General features: G+C 72.4%; 30 protein-coding genes. 20 read left to right on the top strand and 10 right to left on the bottom strand.

The window, feature by feature from the left end; translation table 11 throughout:
- Positions 1-85: 85 nt before the first annotated feature.
- Positions 86-1,042: an AraC family transcriptional regulator gene (locus DEI98_RS09455; RefSeq protein WP_111054624.1), complete on the bottom strand. Its 957-nt coding sequence runs from the start codon at positions 1,040-1,042 to the stop codon at positions 86-88.
- Between the two features lie 105 nt (positions 1,043-1,147).
- Between DEI98_RS09455 and DEI98_RS09450 the strand changes: the two genes are divergently transcribed.
- Positions 1,148-1,477 carry a hypothetical protein gene (locus DEI98_RS09450; protein WP_110863895.1) on the top strand — a complete coding sequence of 110 codons (330 nt, stop codon included), beginning with the start codon at positions 1,148-1,150 and terminating at the stop codon, positions 1,475-1,477.
- 10 nt (positions 1,478-1,487) lie between these two features.
- Here the strand turns inward: DEI98_RS09450 and DEI98_RS09445 are convergent, their stop codons facing one another.
- On the bottom strand, positions 1,488-1,802 hold the full coding sequence (locus tag DEI98_RS09445) for a hypothetical protein (RefSeq protein ID WP_146243484.1): 315 nt from the start codon (positions 1,800-1,802) through the stop codon (positions 1,488-1,490).
- A 189-nt stretch (positions 1,803-1,991) separates the two neighbouring features.
- Between DEI98_RS09445 and DEI98_RS09440 the strand changes: the two genes are divergently transcribed.
- Positions 1,992-2,825 (top strand): SDR family oxidoreductase, encoded by an 834-nt coding sequence (locus DEI98_RS09440; protein WP_111100596.1) that lies wholly within the window; start codon positions 1,992-1,994, stop codon positions 2,823-2,825.
- Between the two features lie 155 nt (positions 2,826-2,980).
- Positions 2,981-3,478, top strand: coding sequence for a hypothetical protein (locus DEI98_RS09435; protein ID WP_110863897.1), 498 nt, complete (start codon positions 2,981-2,983; stop codon positions 3,476-3,478).
- 25 nt (positions 3,479-3,503) lie between these two features.
- Here DEI98_RS09435 and DEI98_RS09430 read toward each other — a convergent pair whose 3' ends face one another.
- Together DEI98_RS09430 and DEI98_RS18645 are read right to left on the bottom strand one after the other, a co-directional pair.
- Positions 3,504-3,845 (bottom strand): hypothetical protein, encoded by a 342-nt coding sequence (locus tag DEI98_RS09430; RefSeq protein ID WP_111100595.1) that lies wholly within the window; start codon positions 3,843-3,845, stop codon positions 3,504-3,506.
- Between the two features lie 311 nt (positions 3,846-4,156).
- Positions 4,157-4,795 (bottom strand): hypothetical protein, encoded by a 639-nt coding sequence (locus DEI98_RS18645; protein WP_181437999.1) that lies wholly within the window; start codon positions 4,793-4,795, stop codon positions 4,157-4,159.
- Positions 4,796-5,080: 285 nt separating this feature from the next.
- Between DEI98_RS18645 and DEI98_RS09415 the strand changes: the two genes are divergently transcribed.
- Positions 5,081-6,238, top strand: a complete 1,158-nt coding sequence (locus DEI98_RS09415) for a glycosyltransferase family 4 protein (RefSeq protein WP_146243483.1) — start codon at positions 5,081-5,083, stop codon at positions 6,236-6,238.
- 175 nt (positions 6,239-6,413) lie between these two features.
- Here DEI98_RS09415 and DEI98_RS09410 read toward each other — a convergent pair whose 3' ends face one another.
- Positions 6,414-7,082 (bottom strand): ArsR family transcriptional regulator, encoded by a 669-nt coding sequence (locus DEI98_RS09410; protein ID WP_111095169.1) that lies wholly within the window; start codon positions 7,080-7,082, stop codon positions 6,414-6,416.
- Positions 7,083-7,127: 45 nt separating this feature from the next.
- Between DEI98_RS09410 and chrA the strand changes: the two genes are divergently transcribed.
- The 3 genes from chrA to DEI98_RS09395 all read left to right on the top strand — a co-directional run bounded on the left by chrA (position 7,128) and on the right by DEI98_RS09395 (position 9,952).
- Positions 7,128-8,348: a chromate efflux transporter gene (chrA, locus tag DEI98_RS09405; protein ID WP_111100592.1), complete on the top strand. Its 1,221-nt coding sequence runs from the start codon at positions 7,128-7,130 to the stop codon at positions 8,346-8,348.
- Between the two features lie 14 nt (positions 8,349-8,362).
- Positions 8,363-8,758, top strand: a complete 396-nt coding sequence (locus DEI98_RS09400) for an arsenate reductase ArsC (protein WP_111100591.1) — start codon at positions 8,363-8,365, stop codon at positions 8,756-8,758.
- 228 nt (positions 8,759-8,986) lie between these two features.
- Complete coding sequence (locus tag DEI98_RS09395; protein ID WP_110863907.1) at positions 8,987-9,952, top strand: nuclear transport factor 2 family protein; 966 nt, start codon at positions 8,987-8,989, stop codon at positions 9,950-9,952.
- A 24-nt stretch (positions 9,953-9,976) separates the two neighbouring features.
- Here the strand turns inward: DEI98_RS09395 and DEI98_RS09390 are convergent, their stop codons facing one another.
- Together DEI98_RS09390 and DEI98_RS09385 are read right to left on the bottom strand one after the other, a co-directional pair.
- The gene (locus DEI98_RS09390) at positions 9,977-10,552 is read right to left on the bottom strand and encodes a GrpB family protein (protein WP_111100590.1); all 576 of its coding nucleotides are present in this window, start codon (positions 10,550-10,552) and stop codon (positions 9,977-9,979) included.
- 59 nt (positions 10,553-10,611) lie between these two features.
- Positions 10,612-11,811 (bottom strand): MFS transporter, encoded by a 1,200-nt coding sequence (locus tag DEI98_RS09385; protein WP_258370790.1) that lies wholly within the window; start codon positions 11,809-11,811, stop codon positions 10,612-10,614.
- Positions 11,812-11,935: 124 nt separating this feature from the next.
- Between DEI98_RS09385 and DEI98_RS09380 the strand changes: the two genes are divergently transcribed.
- The 5 genes from DEI98_RS09380 (at position 11,936) to arr (ending at position 15,097) form a co-directional block, all read left to right on the top strand.
- On the top strand, positions 11,936-12,778 hold the full coding sequence (locus DEI98_RS09380; RefSeq protein ID WP_110863938.1) for an SDR family oxidoreductase: 843 nt from the start codon (positions 11,936-11,938) through the stop codon (positions 12,776-12,778).
- Between the two features lie 73 nt (positions 12,779-12,851).
- Complete coding sequence (locus tag DEI98_RS09375; protein WP_111100588.1) at positions 12,852-13,700, top strand: alpha/beta fold hydrolase; 849 nt, start codon at positions 12,852-12,854, stop codon at positions 13,698-13,700.
- A complete protein-coding gene (locus DEI98_RS09370; RefSeq protein WP_111100587.1) occupies positions 13,693-14,265 on the top strand; it encodes a TetR/AcrR family transcriptional regulator in 573 nt (190 codons plus the stop codon). Before DEI98_RS09375 ends, DEI98_RS09370 begins: the two co-directional genes overlap by 8 nt.
- Entirely contained in the window at positions 14,262-14,654 is a 393-nt protein-coding gene (locus tag DEI98_RS09365) for a hypothetical protein (RefSeq protein ID WP_111100586.1), read from the top strand. The genes DEI98_RS09370 and DEI98_RS09365 overlap by 4 nt, the downstream gene beginning before the upstream one ends.
- 20 nt (positions 14,655-14,674) lie before the next feature.
- A complete protein-coding gene (gene arr / locus DEI98_RS09360; RefSeq protein ID WP_071244431.1) occupies positions 14,675-15,097 on the top strand; it encodes an NAD(+)--rifampin ADP-ribosyltransferase in 423 nt (140 codons plus the stop codon).
- 6 nt (positions 15,098-15,103) lie between these two features.
- On the opposite strand, the gene DEI98_RS09355 is transcribed toward arr, so the two are convergent.
- Together DEI98_RS09355 and DEI98_RS09350 are read right to left on the bottom strand one after the other, a co-directional pair.
- Positions 15,104-16,408: a glutathionylspermidine synthase family protein gene (locus DEI98_RS09355; RefSeq protein WP_111030207.1), complete on the bottom strand. Its 1,305-nt coding sequence runs from the start codon at positions 16,406-16,408 to the stop codon at positions 15,104-15,106.
- The gene (locus tag DEI98_RS09350) at positions 16,408-16,779 is read right to left on the bottom strand and encodes a tRNA-dihydrouridine synthase (protein WP_152377983.1); all 372 of its coding nucleotides are present in this window, start codon (positions 16,777-16,779) and stop codon (positions 16,408-16,410) included. Before DEI98_RS09350 ends, DEI98_RS09355 begins: the two co-directional genes overlap by 1 nt.
- A 133-nt stretch (positions 16,780-16,912) precedes the next feature.
- Between DEI98_RS09350 and DEI98_RS09345 the strand changes: the two genes are divergently transcribed.
- Together DEI98_RS09345 and DEI98_RS09340 are read left to right on the top strand one after the other, a co-directional pair.
- Positions 16,913-17,425 carry a hypothetical protein gene (locus DEI98_RS09345; RefSeq protein WP_111100585.1) on the top strand — a complete coding sequence of 171 codons (513 nt, stop codon included), beginning with the start codon at positions 16,913-16,915 and terminating at the stop codon, positions 17,423-17,425.
- Between the two features lie 129 nt (positions 17,426-17,554).
- The gene (locus DEI98_RS09340; protein WP_111100584.1) at positions 17,555-18,082 is read left to right on the top strand and encodes a hypothetical protein; all 528 of its coding nucleotides are present in this window, start codon (positions 17,555-17,557) and stop codon (positions 18,080-18,082) included.
- A gap of 45 nt (positions 18,083-18,127) precedes the next feature.
- Here DEI98_RS09340 and DEI98_RS09335 read toward each other — a convergent pair whose 3' ends face one another.
- Entirely contained in the window at positions 18,128-18,781 is a 654-nt protein-coding gene (locus DEI98_RS09335) for a helix-turn-helix domain-containing protein (protein WP_111054644.1), read from the bottom strand.
- A gap of 187 nt (positions 18,782-18,968) precedes the next feature.
- Here DEI98_RS09335 and DEI98_RS09330 point away from each other — a divergent pair, with 187 nt between their 5' ends.
- The 6 genes from DEI98_RS09330 (at position 18,969) to DEI98_RS09305 (ending at position 24,579) form a co-directional block, all read left to right on the top strand.
- The gene (locus DEI98_RS09330; RefSeq protein WP_111100583.1) at positions 18,969-19,466 is read left to right on the top strand and encodes a hypothetical protein; all 498 of its coding nucleotides are present in this window, start codon (positions 18,969-18,971) and stop codon (positions 19,464-19,466) included.
- A 3-nt stretch (positions 19,467-19,469) separates the two neighbouring features.
- Positions 19,470-20,303: a trypsin-like serine protease gene (locus DEI98_RS09325; RefSeq protein ID WP_111100582.1), complete on the top strand. Its 834-nt coding sequence runs from the start codon at positions 19,470-19,472 to the stop codon at positions 20,301-20,303.
- Positions 20,304-20,473: 170 nt separating this feature from the next.
- Positions 20,474-21,580, top strand: a complete 1,107-nt coding sequence (locus tag DEI98_RS09320; RefSeq protein ID WP_111100581.1) for a tyrosine-protein phosphatase — start codon at positions 20,474-20,476, stop codon at positions 21,578-21,580.
- A gap of 138 nt (positions 21,581-21,718) precedes the next feature.
- Positions 21,719-22,738: a LacI family DNA-binding transcriptional regulator gene (locus DEI98_RS09315; protein WP_111100580.1), complete on the top strand. Its 1,020-nt coding sequence runs from the start codon at positions 21,719-21,721 to the stop codon at positions 22,736-22,738.
- 168 nt (positions 22,739-22,906) lie between these two features.
- A complete protein-coding gene (locus DEI98_RS09310) occupies positions 22,907-23,557 on the top strand; it encodes a 2'-5' RNA ligase family protein (protein WP_111100579.1) in 651 nt (216 codons plus the stop codon).
- Positions 23,558-23,559: 2 nt separating this feature from the next.
- Complete coding sequence (locus DEI98_RS09305) at positions 23,560-24,579, top strand: LacI family DNA-binding transcriptional regulator (protein ID WP_181437998.1); 1,020 nt, start codon at positions 23,560-23,562, stop codon at positions 24,577-24,579.
- The last annotated feature ends 73 nt before the right edge of the window (positions 24,580-24,652 follow it).

Raw genomic sequence — 24,652 nt, 5'->3', positions numbered from 1 at the left:
CAGCGCAAACGTAGGGCGACGATCGTCGGCGATCGGCCGGACGGCGGGCGGTTGCGGGATTCTTGCGGGCCCGCGCGGCTGCTCGCTAGGCGCGGGCGCCGTCCCGCGCGGTGGACGCGGTCTGCCGGGGCAGCTCGCCGAACTCCTCGCGGTAGCTCCCCGCGAACCGGCCGAGGTGGGCGAACCCGGTGGCCCGGGCGATCTCGGCGATGCTCCGACCGTCGCCCGACTCGAGCTGTTCGCGGGCGAGCAGCAGCCGGATGCGACGCAGGTACATGGTCGGGGTGATGCCGTGGTGCCGCTGGAACGCCGCCTGCACGCCACGCACGCTCAGGCCGGCGGCCTCGGCGACGTCGTCGACGGTGATCTGCTCGGTGGCGTGCTCGAGCAGGAAGGTCTCGGCACGGGCGAAGCGGGCGGTGGCGGCCATCGCCGGCTCGTGCTGCCCGACGGGCCAGTGCGGGATCGCGGTGAGCAGCCCACCGGCGGCGAAGCGCGCGAGCTCCCGCTCGCGTTCGACCGGGACGGCGTCCGGTCCGGCCAGCACCTCTTGTGCGACGGACCGCACCATGAGCCACCAGGCAGCGAGCGGCGCGCCCTCGGGGACGTGCCGCGGACGGAACTCGATGGGACCGGGGGCCCAGTCGCCGCGCTCGGCCGCGACCTGTTCGACGATCGAGCGGTCGATGCGCAGGACGTCCTTGTTGCACGCGATCCAGCGGAAGCGCTGGGGCCCCTGCCGGAAGAGCGTCGGGCGGCCGATCTTCACGGTGTTCTCGTCGACCTGGGCGACCCCGGACTTCATCCAGAAGATCATCATCGCGTCGCCCGGCTCGATCGTGCCGCTCAGGACCCCGGTGCAGCGGGTCGACTCGAGCGACAGCAGTGCCGTCCCGCGCACGCGTTCCTCGAACACGAACTCGGCGTCCGTGGGTTCGACCGACAGTCCGTGGGTGATGTGCGTCCGAGCCATCGCCTCGGCCGCGACCGACGGCTCGGCGGTCTGGGTCTCCCGCAGCAAGCGGTGCATCGTCTCGGGCACGTGATGATCCTGACGACAAGTCGGCGTCCGCGCAACGAGCGACGCGCCGCGTTCCTGTACGGCGGCCAGCCAACGCGCTGTTGGCTGTGCTCCAGGAGGTCGAACATGAAGTACATCCAGTACGACCGCTCGACGATCCTGACGAGCGACGACGTGGCCGATGCCGTGATCGAGTACGCCGCCGCACTGGCCGGGGGCAGCCGTGCGGACACCGTGGCGATCCCCGCCGTGGCCGCCGACGGCACCATGACGACCACCAAGGTGCTCATCGGTCCGTCGAGCCAACTCGTCGTCGAGGACGCCGAGGAGGACGAACTCGAGGCTGAGGACACCGTGTTCGTGGCTCGCCTGCGCGCCGCCGCGCTGACGTTCGACCACGACGAGGTGATCCACGCGGACACCCGGTCGGACCTGACCGAGGGGCCGGTGGCGTAGGGGCGCCGGCTCAGCGCCCGAAGTCCGGCGGCGACGCGTTGGTGTCGACGGCGAGCACGGCCTCGGTGCGCCGACCGAGTTCGAGCAGGAACGCCTCGCCCTCGGGTTCGAGGTCGTCGTCCGGAGCGGGCTCGAGGGCGACCGGGATCGCCGGGGCCAGGAGCACCTCGATCGTGCTCGCCACCCCGAAGTCGTCGGCCGTCGGGATCGACACGACGTCGCTCAGCCGACTCTGGTGCAGAGCGGCGGCGTACCGGATCACCGCGTCGGCGATCGAGTCGCTCGTCAGGACACGGACGGTGCCCGCGTAGTTCACGTACTTCAACGTTGCTCCCTGGTGAAGAGGAGCTTCCGTCGCGGTGACGGTTCCCTGATCCGGTGCCACGGTAGGCGGCCGACGTGCCGGGTACACATCTTCGAGCACCGAACGGGGTACGCCGTGACCCTGGACAGGCGTTCAGTGGCGCCCGCCCAGCATCGGGGACGTCCAGGGAAACCGACCACAGGGAGAGACATGACCGAGCAGCAGCAGCCCCCGGGGAGCGACCAGGAACTCACCCCGAAGGCCGACCACGGTGAGGAGTCGTACCGCGGCTCCGGCAAGCTCACCGGCAAGCGCGCCGTCATCACCGGCGGGGACAGCGGCATCGGGAAGGCCGTCGCGATCGCGTTCGCGCGCGAGGGTGCTGACGTCCTGATCAGCTACCTGCCGGAAGAGGAGGACGACGCGCAGGACACGAAGCGCTGGATCGAGGAGGCCGGTCGGAAGGCCGTGCTCTTCCCGGGCGACGTGAGCGATCCCGCGTACTGCCGATCCGTCATCGACCGGGCGGTCTCGGAACTCGGCGGGCTCGACGTCCTCGTGAACAACGCCGCCTACCAGATGACCCACGAGACGATCGAGGAGATCAGCGACGAGGAGTGGGACCACACCCTCGCGACGAACCTCAGCGCCTACTTCCACCTCGTCAAGGCCGCGCTGCCGCACCTCGGCCCGGGGTCGTCGATCATCGGCTCGAGCTCGGTGAACTCCGACAACCCGAAGCCGAACCTGGCGCCCTACGACGTCACGAAGGCCGGCGTCGCGAACCTGTCGGCCGCGCTGGCGCAGCTGCTCGGGGAACGCGGCATCCGCGTGAACAGCGTCGCCCCCGGTCCGATCTGGACGCCGCTGATCCCGTCGACGATGCCGCCGGAGCAGGTCGAGCAGTTCGGCAAGCAGTCGCCGCTCGGCCGTCCCGGCCAGCCGGCCGAGCTCGCACCCGTCTACGTGCTGCTCGCCAGTGACGACGGCAGCTACGTCTCCGGCGCGCGGGTCGCCGTCACCGGCGGCACCCCGATCCTGTGACGGGACGCCGGTCCGGCAACCGGACACGGTCCTGCAACCGGACCAGGTGACGGACTGGAGGCCCGGGGCACGACGTGCGCCGGGCCTCCCGTCCGTCGTCGGGGGACGCTCCTGGCTGAATCGCCGCCCACCGGGGCCGGCCTACGTTCAGGGCCATGTCCACGCGAGCGAAGACCGTCACGGCGCTGTTCGGCGCCGCCACCGTAGCCCTCCTGCTCACCGCCTGCGACCCCGGCGGAGCCCAGAACATCAACCCCGTCGGCAAGGTCCCCGGCTCCGAGGAGAAGTCCCAGTCGGCCCAGTGCGACGTGGCCGCCAGCGCCGCCGTCGACATGATCGACAAGGCGGTCGGGTCGCACGACACCACCGAGTTCGCGAACATCCAGAAGGGGGACGGCGGCTGGTACCTCGGTGCCGCGATCGTCCCCGCGGACAGCAACGACTCGAACGACGACGAGGTCACCATCTGGGCGACCACCGCCGACCCCACGGCCGACGACTTCGACGGTCCGCTGTACGCCGTGAACGACGTCGCCAAGCAGGCCGTCGCCGACGAGACGACCACCACCTCGGACGCGCCGACGCCGTTCGCCGACGACTCGAAGGCCGCCGAGCAGGTCGAGAGCTGCGTCGTCGAGGCGTCCGACCGCTAGTCGTCGGACACCGCGCAGTGGCCGATCAGTCCTTGGGCTGGTCGGCCACTTCCACGTCCACGTGGTAGTCGTCGCCGCCGTCGGTGCTGATCGTGGACACCGAGTCGTAGACCACGTCGTAGCCCGCCGTGTTCACGTCGCAGTGCACCTCGGCGCCGTCCTCGATCGCGATGTCGTTCCCACCGCAGTCGACCTCGGGCGTCGCGTCCGAGACGTCCGCCAACGCGTCGACGACGACGCGTTCGAAGGCGTCAGGTGTGACGGTCCGTGACGACGACGTCGACACCGTCCACCCGCTGAGCGTCACCGCCAGGGCGATCGTCGCGGTGAGCGTCGTGAGTGCGGTGATGGCGCGCTGGTGCTGCATGGTGTCCCCCGTGGTCCCCTGGCCGCTGCTCGCCCCGAGATCGGGGACCGGCAGTTCCTCGACGATAGCGGGAAGGTGCGAGGACGTCTGCCACGAGTTCGGGTCAGGAGCAGACGTCCTCGCGCTACGACGCCGTCGGGTTCGACGCGGTGGTCATGACGAGGCCAGCCCGGGAACGGGGGGTCGGGCACCCGCCGGTAGGGTCCGGCGGGGTAGCTTCCGGAGACTGTACGACGACCACGGCTCAGACGTGTACAGGATCCGCCGGAACCGGACAGGAACCGGCGGGTCCCGGATCAGCCCGTAGCCGCTCAGCCGTGCTGCAGCCGGTCCGCGACGCGGGCCCACTGGTCGTGCTCCCACTGGCCGTAGGCCTGTCGCCGACCGGACGACCCGAAGTCGTTCTCGACGTTCGCACTGACGGTCATGATCGTCTGCCCGTCGGTGGCTCGGACCGTGAAGTCGATGTTCAGCACCGATCCGGCCCCGCCGATGTTCTGATCGGTCGCGGTCAAGATCAGGCCGGAGTTCACGCCCGGTCGCACCGTCGGACCCGAGTAGTCGTACAACGTGCTCACCCGGAAGCTGTCGTCCCCGAACCGGTTCAGGGTGAACGGCACCACGTCACCCACCTTCGGGAACGCGGTCGGGGCGCCGGTGATCGGGATCCCGCACGAGAAGCAGGTGTGGAGCCGGTTCCAGATGTCCGTGGGGCTCGCGTGCCCCAGGGGGTAGGTGAACGAGTAGTTCCAGTGCTGCGACGGGGTGGACGGGGCCGTCGCGGTGGTCGAGGTGGAGGGCGTGGTCACTGGGGGCAGGGCGGCAGCCGCCGGTGCGGCGTCTGCGGAGGCCGGCGCCGGAGCCGCCACCAGGACCGAGCCCAGGACGAGCGCGACGCCGGACAGCAGCGCGGAGACGTGGTGCGCCCGAGAGGGCATGGAGATGGACATGTCGTCTCGTTCCTCGGCGTGTGCCGTCAGCTTCGCCAGACGATCGTCTGGTGGCTCCACGGTAGGCGAGCTGGGACCGCGCCCGACTGGGCGTCCGCCCGGGGAGTCGTGAAGGCCTGCTCAGCAGCACAGCGGCTCACTAGACGATCGTCTTCTGAACGCCTACGGTTCCCAGCACCCCGTTCCGCTCCCGAACCGTGAGAGACCGCATGCGCAGCCCCCGCCAGACCACCGAGCTCGAGACCGGCCGCTGACGTGGCCGCGGCGAAGGCGACCGTCCTGCTCGTGAGCGACTTCTCCCTGTCGGCGATGCGGGGTGAACGCGCCGCCCTGGTCGAGCAGGCGAAGGCCTTCGCGGAGTCCGGTCACGTCGTCTGGGTGGCGACTCCGCGCTCGAGCGAGACCGCGGAGCTGCGGAAGCACGGCGTCCGCCTGTTCGAGGTCGAACCGTCGATCAGCGCGCCGGAGAGCGACCTGCCGGTGGTCCGCAACTCGGTCCGTGTCCGCCGGTGCCTCGGCACGCTGATGCTCGAGGAACGGATCGACCTCGTCGTCACCCACTCGGACTTCGGCCTCGCCGCGGCGGCGCTGACCACGGCGCGCTCCCTCGAGCTGCCGACGATCCACACCGTGCACGGCTCGGCGCCGGTCCGGGGCCGGACCGCAGCGGCGATGGCGCCCCTCGCACGGCACGCGCACCGTGTGGTGACCGGGATCCGGCCCACACGGCACCGCTTCACGGGGCACCCCATGGACGACGCGCGCCGCAACATGGCCGTGGCCGTCTCCGGGGCGGCCGACGTCGTCGTCACCCCGACGACGCGGCAGGCCCGCGTCCTGCGCGAGGCCGGCATCGGCCCGGTCCACGTCGTGCCCAACGCCCTCGTCCGCCGGCCGGTCGAACCGCCGCCGGCGCCGGAACTCGGCCCGCTCCGGCTCGTCTGGGCGTCGCGGTTCACCCCGGACAAGCGCCTCGACGTCCTCCTCAACGCGATCCGGCTGGTGGAGATCCGCCTCGGGGCACACGCCGTGCGGGTCGACGTCGCCGGTGGGACCGTCCCCCCGGCCCGCACGCCGGTGTCGGTCCGCGTCCACGGCCGCCTGTCGTCGCACGCTGTCCACGACCTGCTGCTGTGCGGGCACGCGGCGGTGGTCTGCTCGCTCGAGCACGACGGCCAGCCGATGACCGCACTCGAGGCGATCCGGGACCACCGCCCGGTCATCGTCTCCGACATCCGCCTGGCGAGTGAGTTCGGCTCCGCCGCCGTCCTGACCGACGACGAGACCGCGTTCGGGCTCGCCACGACGATCATCGAACTCGCCTCGGACCGGACGCTGCTGCGGCCGCACACCGCCGCCGCGATCGAGCACGCCCGACGCGCGACGCCGGAACGGCACACCGATCAGGTCCTCCGGCTGGTCGCCGGCAGCTGCCGTCCCTGAGTGACGGCTCCCCCGCGAGCGGGCGCCGCCCTGGGCGCACCACGGGACGGACGGGAGGCACGGGGCGGGCCCGCCCCGGGCCTCCCGTCCGTCGGCGCGTCCAGACCACGGCGCAGGAAGAACGCCCCGATGAGGAGGGGGGATCTCATCGGGGCGTTCCGTTCGTGGGGCCGCGTCAGGCGGCGAGGCGCGCAGCGAGCGCGGTGGCGCGGGACCGGAGGTCCGCGTAGGTGGCCTCGTACGCGTCCGGCGTGCCGACGCGCGAGGGGTTCGGCAGCGACCAGTGCAGGCTGTCGCCGTCGTCGATCGACTCGTGCGCGCGGTCGCAGACCGTGACGACCAGGTCACCGTCGGCGACGAGGTCGCGGAAGGCACGCGGGACGTGGCGGCCGAGGTCCAGGCCGTGGCGTTCCCCGACGGCGACCGCCCCGGGGGCGATGGCGGCCGCGGGACGCGTCCCGCCCGACAGCGAGCCGATCTCGCTCACCTGCGCCCAGACGCCCGCGGCCAGCGGGGAGCGCGCGGAGTTGCCGGTGCAGACGAACAGCACGCGGGACACCGGGCCGGGCACCGCCGCCGAACCGTGCGGGACACCGCTCGGTTCGAGGTGCAGGTAGCTGCGGCGCCCGTCGCCGTCGGAGCGGCGTCGCGTGACCAGACCGGCCTGCTCGAGGACGCGCAGGTGGTGCGCCAGGAGCGGGCCGGAGATCCCGAGGGCAGACCGCACCTCGCTCGGGCTGGCGTCAGACGCGGCGAGCAGGTCGACGATCGCCAGGCGGGCGACGTCGCCGAGTGCCGCGTGCTGCGCCGCACGCCGCTCGAGGTCCTGCCGCCGGGTGTTCATCGGTTCAATGTTGACTGAACCATCTGCCGTCGTCAAGATGAGCGGGTGACGACCAGCCCCGAGCCCCTGCGGTCGTCCGCGGGATCGGTGTTCCTGGTGTTCCTGCGGCTCGGGCTGACCTCGTTCGGCGGGCCGGTCGCGCACCTCGGGTACTTCCGTGAAGCCTTCGTGGTGCGTCGCCGCTGGCTGCGGGACGACGCCTACGCCGACCTCGTCGCGCTGTGCCAGTTCCTGCCCGGACCGGCGTCGAGCCAGGTCGGGATGGCACTCGGGCTGCAGCGCGCCGGACTGCCCGGGCTCCTCGCGGCGTGGTGCGGGTTCACCCTGCCGTCCGCGGTGCTGCTCGTCGCGTTCGCCCTGCTGGTCTCCGGCACGCCCGACCTGGCCGGCGCCGGGTGGCTGCTCGGGCTGCAGGCCGCCGCAGCCGCGGTGGTGGCGCAGGCGGTGCTCGGCATGGCGCGCTCGCTCACACCGGACCGCCGTCGGGCGACCATCGCGGCCGCCGCCGCGGTCGTGGTGCTGCTCGTCCCCGGCCCGGCGGCGCAGGTCGCGGTCATCGCGGTGTGCGGTGTGGTCGGCGTGCTGTGGCTCGGTCGGGTGGTCGGCCCGGTCGAGGATGTCGGAGACACCGAGGACGCCGGCTCCCAGATCGCCGTGCGCCTCCCCCGCTGGGTCGCCGTGTCGGCGCTCGTCGCGTTCGCCGCCCTGCTCGTCGCGGCACCCGTCGCCGCGAGCGGCACCGGGGCCGTTCGCCTGTTCGGGGTCTTCGCGCAGGCGGGCTCGCTCGTCTTCGGCGGCGGCCACGTCGTCCTGCCGCTGCTCGAGTCACAGACCGTGGCCACGCACCTGGTGGGCCACGCGGACTTCCTGGCCGGGTACGGCGCCGCACAGGCCGTGCCCGGGCCGCTCTTCACCGTCGCCGCCTACCTCGGCGCCGTCGCCGACGGCAGTCCGAGCGGGCTCCTCGGCGCTGCGGTGGCACTCGTCGCGATCTTCCTGCCGGCGGCGCTCCTGGTCATCGGTGCGCTGCCGTTCTGGCACGTGCTCCGTGCCCTGCCGTGGGCCCGGCGTGTGCTGGCCGGTGTGAACGCGGGGGTCGTCGGGCTCCTCGCCGCGGCGCTCTGGGACCCGGTCATCACCGAGGGCATCCGCTCGGCACCCGCACTGGCGCTCGCCGTGGCCGCCTTCACCGCCCTCAGCCGCTGGTCCGCTCCCCCGTGGGCCGTCGTCATCGGAGCCGGCCTGCTCGGCGCCGTCGTCCTCTGATCGGAGCACTCCGCATGCCCACCGTCCTGTTCGTCTGCGTCCACAACGCCGGCCGCTCCCAGATGGCCGCCGGCTTCCTGCAGCACCTGGCGGGTGGCCGCGTCGACGTCCGGAGCGCCGGCTCCGAACCGGCCGACCAGCTCAACCCCGTGGTCATCGCAGCGATGCTCGAGGAGGGCATCGACATCCGGAACGAGCAGCCCGCGCTGCTCAGCACCGATTCCGTCCGCGCCGCGGACGTCGTCATCACGATGGGGTGCGGGGACGCCTGCCCGGTGTTCCCGGGCAAGCGCTACGAGGACTGGGAGCTCACCGACCCCGCGGGGCTCGACCTGGACGCCGTCCGGCCGATCCGCGACGACGTGCGCGCACGGGTGCAGGACCTGCTCGCCGGGCTTGCGATCGCCTGAGCGGCGACGTGAGCCGTCCCACAGGTACGGACCGTCGATCACCAGCGGGAGCGGGTCACCCTGGCAGAGCGTGCACAGGCCACCCTGGAGGCGCGCACCGCGACTGAGAAGCCGGTCACGGTCGAGCGAGTGGCGGCCCCAGGGCGCGCGTGGGCTTCCAGGGACCGGTTCCATCGTTCTGCCGTGCAGACGACATCACTTCTCCCCATCATCGCCAAGGCGTGTGCGGTGGCAGCTCCGGTCGCCATCGCCGTGTCGCTCGTGGCCGGTCCGGCCGTGGCGGCACCCCTCCACACCTCCACCTCCTCCTCCACCTCCGTCACCACGGCGACCTCCGCGCACCACACGGTGGACCGTGCGGCGCGGACGACCTCGGGTGGCACGGCGGTCTCGCGGCTCGACCGTCGCGCCGAGCAGCGCAACGAGGCCACGGTCCGGCACCTGTTCCGGTGCGCGTTCCGGTCCCCCGCGTCCGCGAAGGCCCGTGCGGCTGCACGGACCGCCGTCGCGACCGGTGCCGTCGCGCACGGTGCGACGAGCGCCTCGGGTCCGTCCGCGTTGCTCGCTGAGTTCACCGCCGACCGCTCCCGGGTGCCCGGCGCCCACGCCGTGATCAAGCACATCGCCGGTGACGGGGACCTGGTGGCCGTGCACTGGCAGATCACCGCGAAGCCGAAGGACGAACGCACCGGTGACGCTGCCGTCGACCTGTTCCGCATGCGCGACGGGCGCATCAGCGAGTGGTGGGCACTCCGTCAGACGGTCCCGACGGGCACGCCGGCCAGCGGCAACACGAACAGCATGTTCAGCGACCTGTACCCGGCCGCGAAGCGTGACCGTCACCTGACCGAGCGGCAGGAGGAGCACAACCGGGTGCTCGCCGTGACCGCGTACAACCGGCTGTTCCGCGACCACGACGTGTCCGTCCTCGACGAGAAGTTCGACCCGGCGTACCTGCAGCACAACTCGGTCGCCGCGAACGGCACGGCCGCGCTCAAGCAGTTCTTCGCCGGAAGCGCCGCGCAGAGCCTGCCGAAGCAGGAGTCCGTCATCTCGCTCGCCGACGGCGACCTGGTGTGGACGTTCTCGAAGCCGGTCGGTGCGAAGGCCGACGCCCCGTTCGGCGCGGCCGACCTGTTCCGGGTCGACGACAACCTGATCCGCGAGCACTGGGACGTCGTCCCGACGAGCTGAGGATCGGCACCGGAGCCGCGCGTCTCAGGACGCGCGGCTCCGTCGTGCCCGCTCCTTGATCGCGGTGATGACGGCCGTCTTCGCCTCGGCGTAGGCGTTCATGTCGTCCCAGCTCCGGTCGAGCAGCTCCCGCTTCGTCCGTTCGTACAGCACCCGGTCGTCGGCGTCGGCGCGCAGGTGGTCACGGAGGAGCAGGTACTCGTCGACCGCCGTCGCACCCCGCTCGTAGACGTGCACGTGGACGTCGCGGGCGGGCGTCCGGACCAGGCGGTGGCCCGGCTCGCGGACGCGCAGCTCGTACCCGGCGGCGAGGAGCTGGTCGAGGTACGTGGCCTCGGCGGTGATGTCGGCGACGACGACCACGATGTCGACGATGGGTTTCGCTGCCAGGCCGGGGACGGCCGTGGAGCCGATGTGCTCGACGACCGGAGCGTCCGTGCCGGAGCCGGGGAGGGCCTCCAGGATGCGTCGCCGGTGGTCGGCGAAGACCGCAGCCCACCCGCTGTCGGCGGGGTGCAGGGTCACGGTGACCGGCTCCGGGCCGCCGATGATCTCGACGGTCGTGACGTCCGGGCGGCTGTGGTCGTCGTCGTGGTGCACCCGGACATGATCGCAGTCCGTGGTCGTGGTCGCGGTCGCGGTCGCGGTCGTCGATCGCGTCAGAGCTTCGTGGGGAACGCCGATCCGCGGCCGATGACGGTGAGGAGCGCTGCGATCGCCCCGAACACGATCATCACCACGGCGAGCACCAGCCCGTCGAAGGCCGTCAGCAGGGCGGCACCGAACAGGCCGGCCGCGAAGATCGCGATGTTGAACGCGACCGGCAGGAACGCGCTCGCGACGTCGGCGTCCTCGCCGCCGGCGGTCGTCAGGGCGGCCTGCAGCTGCGTGGAGGACCCTCCGAAGCCGATGCCCCACAGGCCCGCGGCCACCAGGACCGCGACCGGCGACGTGTGCCCGACGAGCAGCACCACCCCGGCCAGGACGAACAGGCCGACGCTGCCGTGCAGCAGGGGTCGGGGGTGCCGGTCGAGCAGCGCGCCCGTCACGACGACGCCGAGGATCGCGGCGATCCCGTAGACGAGCAGCACCAGCCCGGCGCTCAGGTCGGTGCCGGTCGCCCGCAGGTACGGCGAGATGTACGTGTAGATCGTGTTGTGCGCCACCATCCACGTCGCGATCACCGCGAGGATGACGGCGATGCCGCGGATCCGGAACACCCGCACGACGGACAGCTTCCCGCCGCTCGTCTGCCCCGGGGCATCCGGCACGAACAGCGCGATCAGCACCAGGACCACCACGCCGACCAGGCTCAGCCCGATGAACGACGACCGCCAGCCCAGGGCGTTGCCGATGAAGGACCCGAGCGGGGTGCCCAGCGCGAACCCCACCGGCGCGCCCGTCGAGACGATCGCGAGCGACACCCCGGCGAATCGGGCCGGGCTGATCCGCCGGGCGTAGGTCGCGAACATGCCCCAGATCGTCCCCGACATCGCGCCGGCGACGAACCGGGTGACCAGCGCGACCGCGACGTTCGGGGCGAACGCGGTCAGGGTGTTCGCGACGAGCAGCACGGCGATGGCGGCCACGATGAGCGGCTTGCGACGGAACCCGCGCGTCAGGGCGATCGCCGGGACCGTGGCGATGACCGTGCCCATCGCGTACGCGCTGACGAACAGGCCGACCGTGCCCTCGCTCGTGCCCATCCCGTCGGCGATCGCGGGCAGCAGCCCGGCCGGCATCGTCTCCATGGCGACCAGGAGGAACCCGATCGCGGCGAGCAGGGCGAGCGGGAACCAGGGCAGTCGGCCGTCGGTCGCCCGGTCGGTCGTGGGGAGGTCGGAGGTCGTCGTGGTCACGGACCGACGGTAGGGGCATGGTCCGGCGGACAGGGAGGTTCGGCTGGACCCCGTTTCGCCGGAGCCTCACTGGGCGGGTGGTGGTGGGGCTTCGATGGTGGTGTCCACGAACGAAGGGAACACCATGACCGGAACCAGCACCTTCCTCATCACCGGCACGAGCCGCGGGATGGGCACCGACTTCGCCCGGGCCGCCCTCGACGCCGGGCACCGAGTCGTGGCGAGCGGACGCGACCCCGAGCGGGTCCGCGCCGTCCTCGGCGACCACGAGCGCCTGCTCACCGTCGCGCTCGACGTGACCGACCCCGAGTCGGTCCGGGCCGCAGTCGACGCCGCGACCGACCGCTTCGGCGGCGTCGACGTCCTGGTGAACAACGCCGGGAGCTTCCAGGCCGGGTACTTCGAGGAGATCTCGGCCGAGCAGTTCCGCGCGCAGATGGAGACGAACTTCTTCGGGGCGCTCGCGGTGACGCGTGCCGTGCTCCCGGTCATGCGACGGCAGCGCTCCGGGCACGTCATCAGCATCAGCTCCACCGCGGGCATCGTCGCCGGCGCCGGTGGGAGCGCCTACTCGGCGTCGAAGTTCGCGCTCGAGGGCTGGATGGAGGCCCTGCACGACGAGGTGGCGCCGTTCGGCATCCACACCACCGTGGTCGAGCCCGGCTTCTTCCGCACCGACCTGCTGGCCGAGGGCGACTCGACCTTCTGGGGCGACGTCGCGATCGACGACTACGCCCCGCTCTCGGCCGGGTCGAAGGAGTTCTTCCGCGGCATGCGGGGCAACCAGTCCGGCGACCCCGCGAAGCTCGCGCAGGTGCTGCTGACGCTGATCGCGATGCCCGAGCCGCCGCTGCGGTTCGCCGCCGGCGCGGACAGCGTGGCGGGGATCGTGCAGAAGGGACAGCAGCTCGTCGACCAGGCGCAGGCGTTCCCCGAGCTGTCGACGACGCTCGACCTGGATGCGTGACGACTGCCCCTTGCCAACTTTGGCTACGGGTATTAGCCTCTGAGTTACTACCCGTAGCAGAAGGAGCCACGTCATGCTCGAACACCTGGACACCGAGGGCGGCACGATCGCCTACGACCTCTCCGGAACAGGCCCGCTCGTGGTCCTCGCCCACGGCATGGGCGACAGCCGGCACGCCTACCGTTTCGTCGTGCCGGAGCTCGTCGCGGCCGGCTACCGGGTGGCGAACGTCGACCTCCGCGGCTGCGGCGACTCGAGCACCGGGTGGGACGGCTACCAGCGCACCGACATCGCACGTGACCTCGTCGCCGTGGCCCGCCACCTCGGTGGCCCGGCCGTGGTCGTCGGGCAGTCCATCAGCGGGGGCGCGGCGACCATCGCCGCAGCCACCGCACCGGACCTGGTCGCGGGCATCGTCGAACTGGCGCCGTTCACGCGCAAGCAGTCCGTCGACCTGGGCGGACTCCTGCGCAACCGCCGACACCGCGCCGGCACCGTCCAGCTCGCGCGGGTCATGACGAGCGGCAGCCTGCCCGGCTGGCTCGCGTACCTCGACATCGCGGTGCCCACCAAGCCCGCCGACTGGGCGACGGAACGCAGCCGCATCGAGACGACCCTGCGGCAACCGGAGCGGATGGCGGTCCTCCGCGCCATGACCCGCACGTCGCCCGCCGACGCCGGCGAGCAGCTGGGTGCCGTCCGGTGCCCCGTGCTCGTCGTCGAGGGCAGCGCCGACCCGGACTGGGCCGTGCCCCGTGCCGAGGGCGAGCGGATCCTCGCCGACCTGCCGGACGGCCTCGGGGAACTCGCCGTGATCGACGGCGCCGGCCACTACCCCCACACCGAGACGCCGGCGGCGCTCCTCGCCCTGCTGCTGCCGTTCCTCGCCCGCACGCTGCCCGTCGCAGGTCCCGTTGCCTAGGGCGGGGCTCGACCCGGCGACCGTCACCGAGGCCGCGGCGACGCTGGCCGACGAGATCGGCCTGGCCCAGCTGAGCATGAGCCTCGTCGCCGACCGCCTCGGGGTGAAGGCACCGTCGCTGTACAAGCACGTCGACGGGCTCGGCGACGTCACGCGCAGGATCGCGATCCTCGGTGCGAACGAGCTCGGTGACGCGCTCCGCGACGCCATGCAGGGGCGCAGCGGTCGGAGTGCGCTCGAGGCGGCGGTGCAGACCGTGCGCCGGAGCGTCCGGGAACACCCGGCGCGGTACCAGGCAGCCGTCAGCGTCCGGCCGACCGGTGCCGATGACCCCCTGGCGGTCGCACTCGGCCGCACCCTGGCGTCCTTCGCCGCTGCGCTCCGCGACTACCCGCTCGACCCGGCCGACGAGGTCCACGCGCTCCGGGTGCTCCGCAGCGTCCTGCACGGGTTCGCCACGATCGAGGCGTCCGGCGGGTTCCAGATGGACACCGATGTCGATGCGAGTGCCGCGTGGATGATCGACTTCCTGGATCGCGGCTTCCGTGCCGCGACGACACGGTGACCGTCACCACGGCGGCGCGCCCGTCGAGGCCCGTCGGTCACGACCCGCTCCGTGGCGGTCTGCGGTTCCTGGCGGAGCTCGTCGCGTGGGTGGCCGTTCCCTGGGCGCTCTGGCCCCACTCGCCGGTGCTCGCGATCGCCGCCGTCCTGGTCCTCGTCGTGCCGCCGGCGGTGTTCGGGACCCCGGGCGACCGCCCCGGCGGTGACCCGCCGGTCGCGGCACCGGGAGCGGTCACCATCGCGTCGGTCCTCGCGCACCTCGTGGGGGCGGTCGCTGCAGCCTGGGTCCTGTGGCCGACGGCGGTCGCGATCGTCGTCACCGCCCTGTGCGTCGCCGTCGTCGTCTCGGAACAGCCGCGGTGGCGCGCGCTGGTCGGACGCGGGCGCTGAGCCGTTCGTAGGCTGACGCCATGGCAGCAGCAGACGAGACCGGTCCGTTCTGGCACGGCACAGTGGCAGCCCTGCGGCCCGGGGAGTTCCTCTCCCCCGGCTTCCGCTCGAACTACCGCCCCGACGTCGTGATGAACCACGTCTACTTCACGGCGACCCGCGACGGAGCAGGGCTCGCGGCCGAACTCGCGGCCGAGCTCGTGCCCGGCGACCGCGAGCCGCGTGTGTACCGCGTCGAGCCGACCGGTCCCTTCGAGGACGACCCGAACGTGACTGACAAGAAGTTCCCCGGCAACCCGACCCGGTCGTACCGCAGTGCCCTCCCGCTCCGCGTGGTCGGCGAGGAGACCGGGTGGACACGGCTCACCCCGGAGGCGTTGCGCCAGTGGCGGGAACGGCTCGTCGCGCTCCCGCCCGAGGAACGCGGCGAGATCGTCAACTGACCGACGTCAGGCCGCGATGATGTTCGGGGCGAACCGGCACCAGTAGTCCGTGATCGGCCCGTCGGACTCGCGGATGCCGACTCCGAAGGACTCGCCGCCCACGACCCACGACCCGAGCACCGGGTGGTTGTGTCCGTTCGACCCCGGGAAGTCCGGGAGCTCGTGGTACTGCTGCCACACCCGTTCGGCCCCGGTGCCGGGGCGCCGGTACTCGCGACCGTTCGTCGTGACCGAACCGTCGGCTCGGTGCACCGCGATGCCGTCGCCCTCACGCCCGAACACGGGCTTCACGACGAAGTCGCGCATGCCGTTCGGACCGTCCGCGAAGGCCGGCAGCAGGTTCGGGTGGCCAGGGAACAATCGCCAGAGCGCGACGAGCAGCAGCTTGTTCGACAGGAACATCTTCCACGCCGGCTCGTACCAGCGGCCGAGCCGCCCGCGGTCGCTGACCAGGAAGGCGCCGAACTCCTCGTCGCCCTGCGCCCGGTCGTCCCCGGAGACGAGGTCCTCCCACGGGTACAGCTTGAAGAGGTTGCGGATCACCGGGTACTGGGTCCCCGGCTCGTCCCCGGGCAGCGTGAACACGCTCCGCGACGAACCGGCCGGCTCCTGGTCGCCGACGAACTGGCGGGCCGTCGGGTGCCAGCCGATGTCCTTCATCTCGATGCCGGTGTGCTCCCACCCGGCCTCCCCCGCCAGGTCGCGCATGTAGGCCACGGTGTCCCAGTCCTCGCCCGCCGTGTCGAGGTCGGAGTGCGCCACGAACAGTCGGCCACCGTCCTCGGCGCGCAGGGATTCGTGCAGCAGTGTCCGCCAGCGCGCCACCATCGCCTCGTGGATGCCGTTCCACTGGTCGGTCTCGGCGGACAGTTCGCCGGTGGTGAGCCGGTCCTGCATCCAGTGCCACTGCGTGACCGATGCCTCGATCAACCCGGTCGGGGTGTCCCCGTTGTACTCGAGCATCTTGGCGGGTGAACCGTCTCCGGCGTACGCCAGGTCGAACCGCGCGTACAGGTCGGGCTCATCGTGCTCGAGCGACCACGAGGCGAGGTCGAACCCGGCTCGCGTCAGGCCCAGCGTGCCGAGGGCGCCGGTGGCGAGGTACCGGGCGGCTTCGAGGCACATCCGGTGCAGTTCCTCGGTCTGCCGCTCGAGCGCCTCGACCTCCGGCAGCGTGAAGACGTACGCGGCGGTGTCGTTCCAGTACTCGACGGGCGTGCCGTCGTCGCGGACGGACCGCGAGTAAATCAACCCGGTCTGCTGGATCCGGCGCCGCCAGTCCGGACGCTCGGGGAACTCGATGCGCTCCATCAGCCGCCGAACCCACCGTGACCGCCGGCTCCGCCGAAGCCGCCCTTGGTGACGGAGCTCCCACGGGACGAGACGCCGGCCTTCGCGGTCTTCCCGGCGGGCAGGGCGCTCGTGCCGCCGGAGACCGCGTCCCCCACGCCGGGGACCCTCGTGGCACGGTTGGCGAAGAGCGGCAGGAAGTACCAGCCGGCGTGCCCGCCGTGGTTGTTGCAGTCGTCGTCCGGCAACCGCTTCTCGGTCGCGTTGTCGCGGCAGATCTTCGCGTAGTCGCTGTCGACGCCGGCTCCCTCGCCACACCCGGTCAACGACGCTGCCAGGGCTGCGACCACCCCTATGGAGACGACACGGGAAGCACGGCGACGAACACTCACGAAGGGGAACAGTACCGCTCCCCATGGACCGGTGTCCGCGTCGGCACCTCGACCAGCGCAGACGATCGTCTGGCGAACCGGTAGCGTGTGCGGTGGCGGCAGCCGCCGCACACCGTCCACGAAGGGGCCGACCATGCCGCGGAGCACCGATCGGGTCCGGGCGTCTCCGATCGTCCTCGCCGTGGGGATCGCCGCGCTCGCGGTCGCCATCGCCCTGCCCGCGCCATTGCCGACCACGCCGGGTCCCGAGACGATCGGTCTCGGCGCATCCGGCGCACTCGGCCCCGCGCTCGGGGTACCGCCCGTGACGAGTGGCGCGCACCGGTTCGCGATCCGCCCACCACGGACGGTCGGCACCAGCGGAGTCGTCAGGGTGCGGTTCGCCGGACTGGGCACCCCCGGTGCCGTCGTCGTCGTCCACTACGGCAGCCCCGGGGACGACTCCGGGAACGAGCGCGTCGCGGAGATCGAGCCGGGCAGCAGCGCCGTCGGCTCGACCGGCCGGTTCGCCTTCACGGCGGCACTGCCCGAGCTGCCCCGTGGAGCCGACCGGGCGTCCTGGAGCGCCCGGCTGATCGACCCCGCGTCGCTGGCCGTCCTCGGCCGCGTCGAGGGCGTTCACCTCGTCGAGCACACCGAGCGCTGACCACCGATCCACGGCCGGCACGATGAGAGGGCGCGCAGGGTGCTGGCTCCCGTCCCGTCCTGCGGCTACGTTCGCTAGACGAACGTCTGGCCAGCAGTCAGCGGCGAGACCTGACCTCGAGGAGCCCCCGTGTCGACACCCCATCGCACCCCGTCATCCCGACCCGCGTCCATCGCACTCGGGGCCGCGCTGCTCCTGACCCTCGGCCTCGCCGGCTGCTCCACGGCCGGATCCGCAGCACCCTCACCCTCGCCGTCCCCGGCCGCGCAGGGCGACGCTCCCGCGACGACCGACTCGTCACCGTCGGTCGACGTGACCGTCGCCGCGACGACACTCGGCAAGGTCGTCGTCGACGGCAAGGGCATGACCGCCTACTACTTCGACGCCGACGTCAAGGACTCCGGGAAGAGCACCTGCACCGGAGGCTGCGCGAGCGCGTGGCCCGCGATCGAGGCGACGACGGCGACACCCAAGGTGTCCGGCATCACCGGCAAGGTCGGCACCATCACGGGCGTGGACGGTGGACGGCAGATCACGATCGACGGCCGACCGATCTACACCTTCATCGGGGACAAGAAGGCCGGTGACGTGACGGGTCAGGGCGACAAGGGCGTCTGGTACGTCGTGAACCCGGACGGCTCCGAGCAGAAGAAGTAGGGCAGGCACCCCGGCGGGAGGGCAGGGATGCCACGCCCGCCGGGGTCAGCCCTCGGCCTCGGCCGGATGTCCGCCCACGCGCACGGGCTCCACCTGCTCGAGCAGCGCGTGCACACCCGGCAGACCGAGCCCGGTGAACAGCGCCGCCCACAGATCCCGGAGCTGCCCCTCGGTGTCCCGCGTCAGCCGGGCGCTCGTCCGGGCCCACATCACCCCGAAGGTCGACGTCAGCACGAGGTCCGCCGCACGTGCCCACTCGGGGTCGGTGGCCGGTCCGGTGCCACCGCTCGAAGCCGACAGGTGCCGACGGACGTAGTCGTCCCACGTGAAGACCCGTGGAATCACTTCCCCCGCACCGCGGAGTTCGTGACTCAGGCGGATCGCCCCGGCAGCCACCGGGCACCGTATGGCGTCGGAACAGGCGGACGTCAGCATGACGAGCAGGTGCTCGAGCCCCTCGGGCTGCCGGATCAGCGAGTCGATCGCCGCCCAGCGAGCCTGCTGCCGCTCGATGACCGCGAAGGCGAGTTCGTGCTTGGACGAGAACACGTGGTAGCCGATCGCCGACTTCGGGCGGTCCATCGCGGCGGCGACCCGTGCGAACGAGGTCCCCGCGTAGCCGTGGCTCGCGAACACCGCCGCCGCAGCCTCGATGATCTGCTCGCGGGTCCGGGTCTTCGCCTGCTGCCGCTGGTTCATCGCACTCCTCGGTCGGGTCTTGGTTCATCATACGAACGTCTGACCAAAGTCGTCAGCGGTCACGCCGGGCGCAATGCCTCTGATCTCCTCAGCTTCAGCATTTCGCTAGACGATCGTCTGGGGCATTGTTAGCGTTCACGCACACCGGGCCACCCCGGCCCGTACCCCCACGAACCGAGGAGTCCCCATGCGTTCGACCCCGTCCACCCACCGCTCCCCATCGGTGCGCCGACTGACCGTGCTCGCGACGTGCGTCACCCTCGGCGGTGCGCTCGCCGCAGGCGTCCTGGTCCCCGCGCAGGCCGGAGCTGCCACGATCTCCCACACGACGCACGCCACACACACCTCGACCCGGGCTGCGGCCGTGGCGTTCACCGCGAAGACCCACGGCGGGCCCGACCGGAAGAGCTTCACCGGCATCACCTTCGCCGGGACCGGGAAGCCCGGCGCCCTGGTCATCGTCTACTACGACGCACCGGGCAAGCCGCGCGGCCTGTTCAACAAGCACATCGCCGAGGTCACTTCGGGGGACGACATCGTCAGCGCCAGCGGCCACTACCGCTTCACCGCCGCGTTCCCGGACCTGCCGCGCGGCACCACGACGCTGCACTGGCACGCCCGTCTCGGTGACCCGGACACCCTGTCGGTGATCGGACGCGTCAACGGCACCCGCACGCTCGGCTGACGCGTGACCCGCCACGCGCAACCGGCGCTCGTCCGCACCCTGGCCGTCGCCGTGTCCCTGGCGGCCGTCGTCGGGGCCACCCTCACCTGGGCTCCGTCGGCCTCGGCCACCACGAGCGACCCCGACCGGGTCGCAGCGCCGATCATCGCCGGCACCGAGGTCGGGGTCCCCGGCGGCACCTGCACGGTCGGTGCCGTGCTGGCCGCCAAAGGGTTCCGGAGTCAGCTGAAGCAGTACCAGCGAGCGACCCGGTGGGTGGTGCTCGCGAAGCACTGCGCGCCGCTGCAGGCACCCGTGCAGCTCGCCGGCGCGACCGTCGGCCACGTGGTCTGGCAGTCCGCGGAGTCGGACCTCGAACTCGCCGTCGTCCCGCCCCTGGCGTGCACCCGGGCGCGGACGGCGACCGGGTCGTGCGACCGATCGGTCGCGACCTGGACGCCCCGGGCATCGGGTCGTGTGTTCAACCGGGTGGACGGGGGCCTGGCACGCGCCGCCGTCACCGGCATCGGCAAGCCAGATGCCAATCCCTTCTGCACCAGCGGGGCGGCGAGCGGGCTGCACTGCTCCTGGACGGCCACACGCGTGCCGGCAGGGAGCCGTCCCGGCGTGCAGCACCTCGCCGCCGCGCGCGGCGGCGCCGGAGCCGGCATCGAGCCGGGCGACGCCGGCGGACCGGTGATCAGCGCCACGAACCGGTTGTACGGGATCGTCTCGGGCAGTTCGACGAGGGCTGCAACGGGCACGACGAGCACGACGGGTTCGACGGTGCTGCTCTACACGCCCGCCCAGCAGGTCCTCACCGAGCTCTTCCGGTACCGGCTGGCCCCGGCGTCCTGAGCCGCTGGCCGCTGGGTGGGCGACTGAGCGCTGCCTCATGACCCGGACACGCCCCGGCCACCTCGCCGCCACACCGCCGACGACCCGCGCCGCGATCCTGCGGGGAGCCGGACGCCACCACGTCCGGCTCCCCACGACCCCCCGGGTCCTGATCAGATCGAGGTTGCCCCGTGTCCCCGCTCCGCCGCTCCCCACTCACCCACTCCCCACTCACCCGTTCGCCGCGCACCACCCGCGTCGCAGCGACCGCCCTCGCCGGCTTGGCCGTCGTCGCCTCCGCCGCGTTCTCCGTCACGGCAGCCCACGCCGACGACACCCTGCAGCCGGCCTTCACCGCCGCCGACCACCCGATCACCGACGTCCCCGGGCTGGTCAACGGCCGTGAGCTCGCCGCGGTCCACGGCCGGTCTGGTCAGACCGTGAACGCCCCGCGCCTGATCCGCTCCGAGTCACTCGACAAGATCACCGTGGCCGGGGCCACGTCCCTGGCCGACGAGTACCACGTCGACCTCGTCGTCGACCTGCGCACCCCGTCACAGATCGCCGCGAAGCCGGACGTCGCGATCCCGGGTGCGCGCCACGTCGACATCTCCATGTTCGGCGCGGACGGCGACTACAGCGACGACACCGCGATGTACCACGACCTGGTCGACAAGGGCCGGGTCGACCAGGCGACACCGGGGTCGATGATCACCGCGTACCGCCGGGTGCTCCGGATCCTCGCCACGCACACCAGCGGCACGGTCCTGATCCACTGCTCGCACGGCATGGACCGCACCGGCACCGTCGTGGACCTGCTCGACCGGGTCCTCGGCGTCGACAGCGCGGACATCCTGCACGACTACCTGCTCTCGAACACGCAGCTCGGGGTGACCTGGGCGACCCCGCAGCTGCTGCAGGGCACCTTCGAGCAGGACATCGCGACCGAGTACGGCGGCATGGGCTCCTACCTGACCGACACGATCGGCGTGACCAAGCACGAGGCTGCCGCCCTGCGCGAGCGTTTCCTGGTGTCGAACGACCCCACCGTGTCCTCGATCACGGTCGCCGGCGTGCGTGTCCACCTGCCCGCCGCTGCCTCGTCGCACGGTGCGACCGTGACCGCTCCGGTCCGGACGCTGCGCGTCGCCGACGTCCACGTGCACACGACGAACCCGAACGCGGTCGCCACAGTGCACGTGTCCGGCCGGACGGCACGCATCACGGTCACCGCCCAGGACGGCACCACGACCAAGGGGTACCGGCTGACGGTCCGTCGCCCGGCGACGAAGCGCTAGCCCGGGACCCACGCCGACCGCCCGCCAGCCGCGCCGGGCGGTCGGCGTGACCAACTGTTCACCACCACCGCCGCCCGGTCCGGGCGTCCCTCCGGCTACCGTGACAGTCGTGCAGTCCTCCAGACAACGGCGCCCGCAGTGACCGGACACCCCGCCGTCCCGACCATCCACGACGTCGCCGCCCTGGCCGGTGTGTCGAAGTCGGTCGTCTCCCGCGCCCTCGCCGGCGCGTACGGCGTGGCTCCGTCGACGACCGAGCGGGTCAAGCGGGCGGCGCTCGACCTCGGCTACGTCGCGAACGCGAATGCCCGCGGCATGTCGGCACACCGCACGCACACGCTCGGGGTGTTCGTCCGCGACGCCTCCACCCCCTTCTACGGACACCTGCTGACCGCGTTCCAGCTGCAGGCCGCGGCGCGCGGGTACCGCGTCGTCACCGCCACGGGTGCGGGGTCGTTCCCGGTCAGCGAAGAACGCCGGGCGCTCGAGACCCTGGTCTCCCTGCGCGTCGAGGGGCTCATCGTCTGCAGCGGCGCCCTGCCGATCGCCGACGTGCTGCCGTTCGCCCGACGCATCCCGACGGTGGTCTCCGGGCGCCCCGAGACGAACGACGCGGTGAGCAGCGCGTACTGCGACGAACGCGGCGGCGGACGCGGGCTCGCCGACCACGTCGCCGACCTCGGACACCGTCGCGTCGCCGTGCTGACGGTCACACCGTCCGGGTCACTGACGCAGTCGGCACGCACCGACGCGATGGTGCGTCGACTCCGTGCGCGCGGCGCCGACGTGCTCCGTATCCGCTCCGAGGATCACGGAGCAGACCCCGAGGACCTCGACTCGTTCGTCGAGCAGGTCCTGCGGGCCGGCGGTGTCACGGCGATCATGGCACCGAGCGACCGCTGGGCCGTCGGCGTGCTCGAGTCGATGCGCCGCCGCGGCCTCCGCGCACCGGACGACCTGTCGGTCACGGGCTACGACGGGGTCGCCCCACTCGCCACCGAGCTGCTCGGCATCACCTCGTGGCGACAGCCGCTCAGTCTGATCGGTCGTCTGTCCGTCGACGACGTGGTCGACCAGATCGACGGCCGCTCGACGGGCGTCACCCACAACGCGGTCGACGGCAGCCTGCTACCGGGCCGGACCGCCGCCCGGGTCTGAGCGCCGAGCGGCACGGAGCGACGAGAACGGCCGACCCCGTGCCGCCGACACCCATCGTTCACCGTTCCGTCACGGACCGACGGGTGAGATCCGAGCCCGTCCGGTCGATCATGGGGAACGTTCCCGACCATCGGGAACGTTCCCCATCGACCGACCACGGACGGACCCATGCCCCAGAACGTCACCGCCAAGCTGCCGCGCGACCCGAGCGACCCGTACCGCCACGGCATCTACCTGCGCCCGGACGCCCGCACCTGCCGGGCCGTCACGGTCATCACCGACCAGCTCCGGGCGCAGTACGGCCTGCTGTCGGCCGGTGCCTTCCCGCCGCACGCCACACTCGTCGGCAGCCAACCGTTCGGCAGCCACGAGGACCAGGTCGTCGCGGCCGTCACGGCACTGCTCGACGGCCGACCGGCGTTCGACGTCCACAACGCCGGCGTCCGAGAACAGGGCATAGGGTTCGTCTACGACGTCGCGACCCGACCGGACGGCTCGCACAACGACGACCTCGTCCGGCTCGCCGCCGACATCGAGGCCGTGGTCGCACCGTTCCGGCAGCCGATGCAGGTCCCGCTGGCGAACGACTACGACCCGGAGCAGTACCGCGCGCACCTCTCGCTCGCCTCGCACGACCTGTACGGCCGGCCGGACCTGCACGACGAGGTCGGCGCGTTCATCCGCGAGCTCGACGTCGACGTGCCGACCGGGTTCCGCGGCGACACCGTCGTGCTCTACCGCACCGCGAGCCCGGACTGGTCCGGTCGCTGGTGGCAGACGATGACGTGGGAGCACGTCCACACCTGGAAGCTCGCCTGACCGTGGCCGCGACCCTCCGCGACGTCGCCGAGCGATGCGCCATCTCGCGATCGCTCGTGTCACTCGCCCTGCGGGGCGACGACGGTGTGTCCCGGCCACGTCGGGAACTCGCGGTGCGGACGGCGGACGAGCTGGGCCTCCCGGTCGGTTCGCTCGCCAGGCGACGCGCGCAAGGCGCGCCGCTCGTACTCGGGGTGGTCGTCACCGAAGCCGCGAACCCGTTCCACGACGAAGCGCTCCGGAGCGCACGGGCGACCGCGCAGACCCTGGGGTTCGCGCTCTGGGTCGTGGACGGGTTCCGTGACCCTGCCCGGTTGGCCGACGGCCTGGAGGCCCTGCACGCCTCCCGCGGATCGGCCGACGGTGTCCTCGGGGTCGCGGTCCTGAGCAGTCGGCTCGCCCCGGCACGGCTGGCTGCGGCCGCGCGCGACCTGCCGGTCGCGGTCCTCGGGTCGAGCGGGTCGGCGCTCGCCGGTCTCGGACTCGACACCGTGCGCGCCGACGAGGAGGCGGGCATGCGCGCGCTGGTGCTCCACCTCGCCGCACTCGGGCACCGGCGCACGTGCTTCGTGGCGGAGTCCGACCACCCCTCGACGACGCGTCGTGCCGTCGCGCACGCCGCGGTCACCGCACAGCTCGGCGCACCGGGCGACCACCGCGTCGACGACGTCGAGGCCCTGGCGGCGGACCCGGCGCGGATCGCCCGGCACCTGGGTGACGGGGTGACGGCGTTCGTCGCGACGAACGACGCGACCGCGGCGCGGCTCGTGGCGATCGCCGACGGCGCGGGGCTCGCGCTCCCCCGGATGGCAGCGGTGACCGGGTTCGACGGCACCGGTCTCGGCGAACGACTCGACCTGACGAGTGTCGACCAGCCGCGCGTCCGGATGGGCGCGCGGGCGGTCGAGCTCGTGGTCGAGCGGCTCCGGGGTCGCCGCGGCGACCGGCACGAGGTGCTCCCGACGCACCTGCTGCCGCGTGGGTCCACCGCGAGGGCGGTCGCCGGGCACCCGCTCGGCTGACCGCTCGCGGCGCCCACGTCGAATCGGTCGGCGGGCCGGTCTGCGGCTCAGTCGGCGGGCCGGCTGGCAGCTC

Source organism: Curtobacterium sp. MCLR17_034 (assembly GCF_003234485.1).
Taxonomy (GTDB): Bacteria; Actinomycetota; Actinomycetes; order Actinomycetales; family Microbacteriaceae; genus Curtobacterium; species Curtobacterium flaccumfaciens.
Note: the sequence above shows the minus strand (reverse complement) of the source record. Positions and strands in the feature narration are given on the sequence as shown.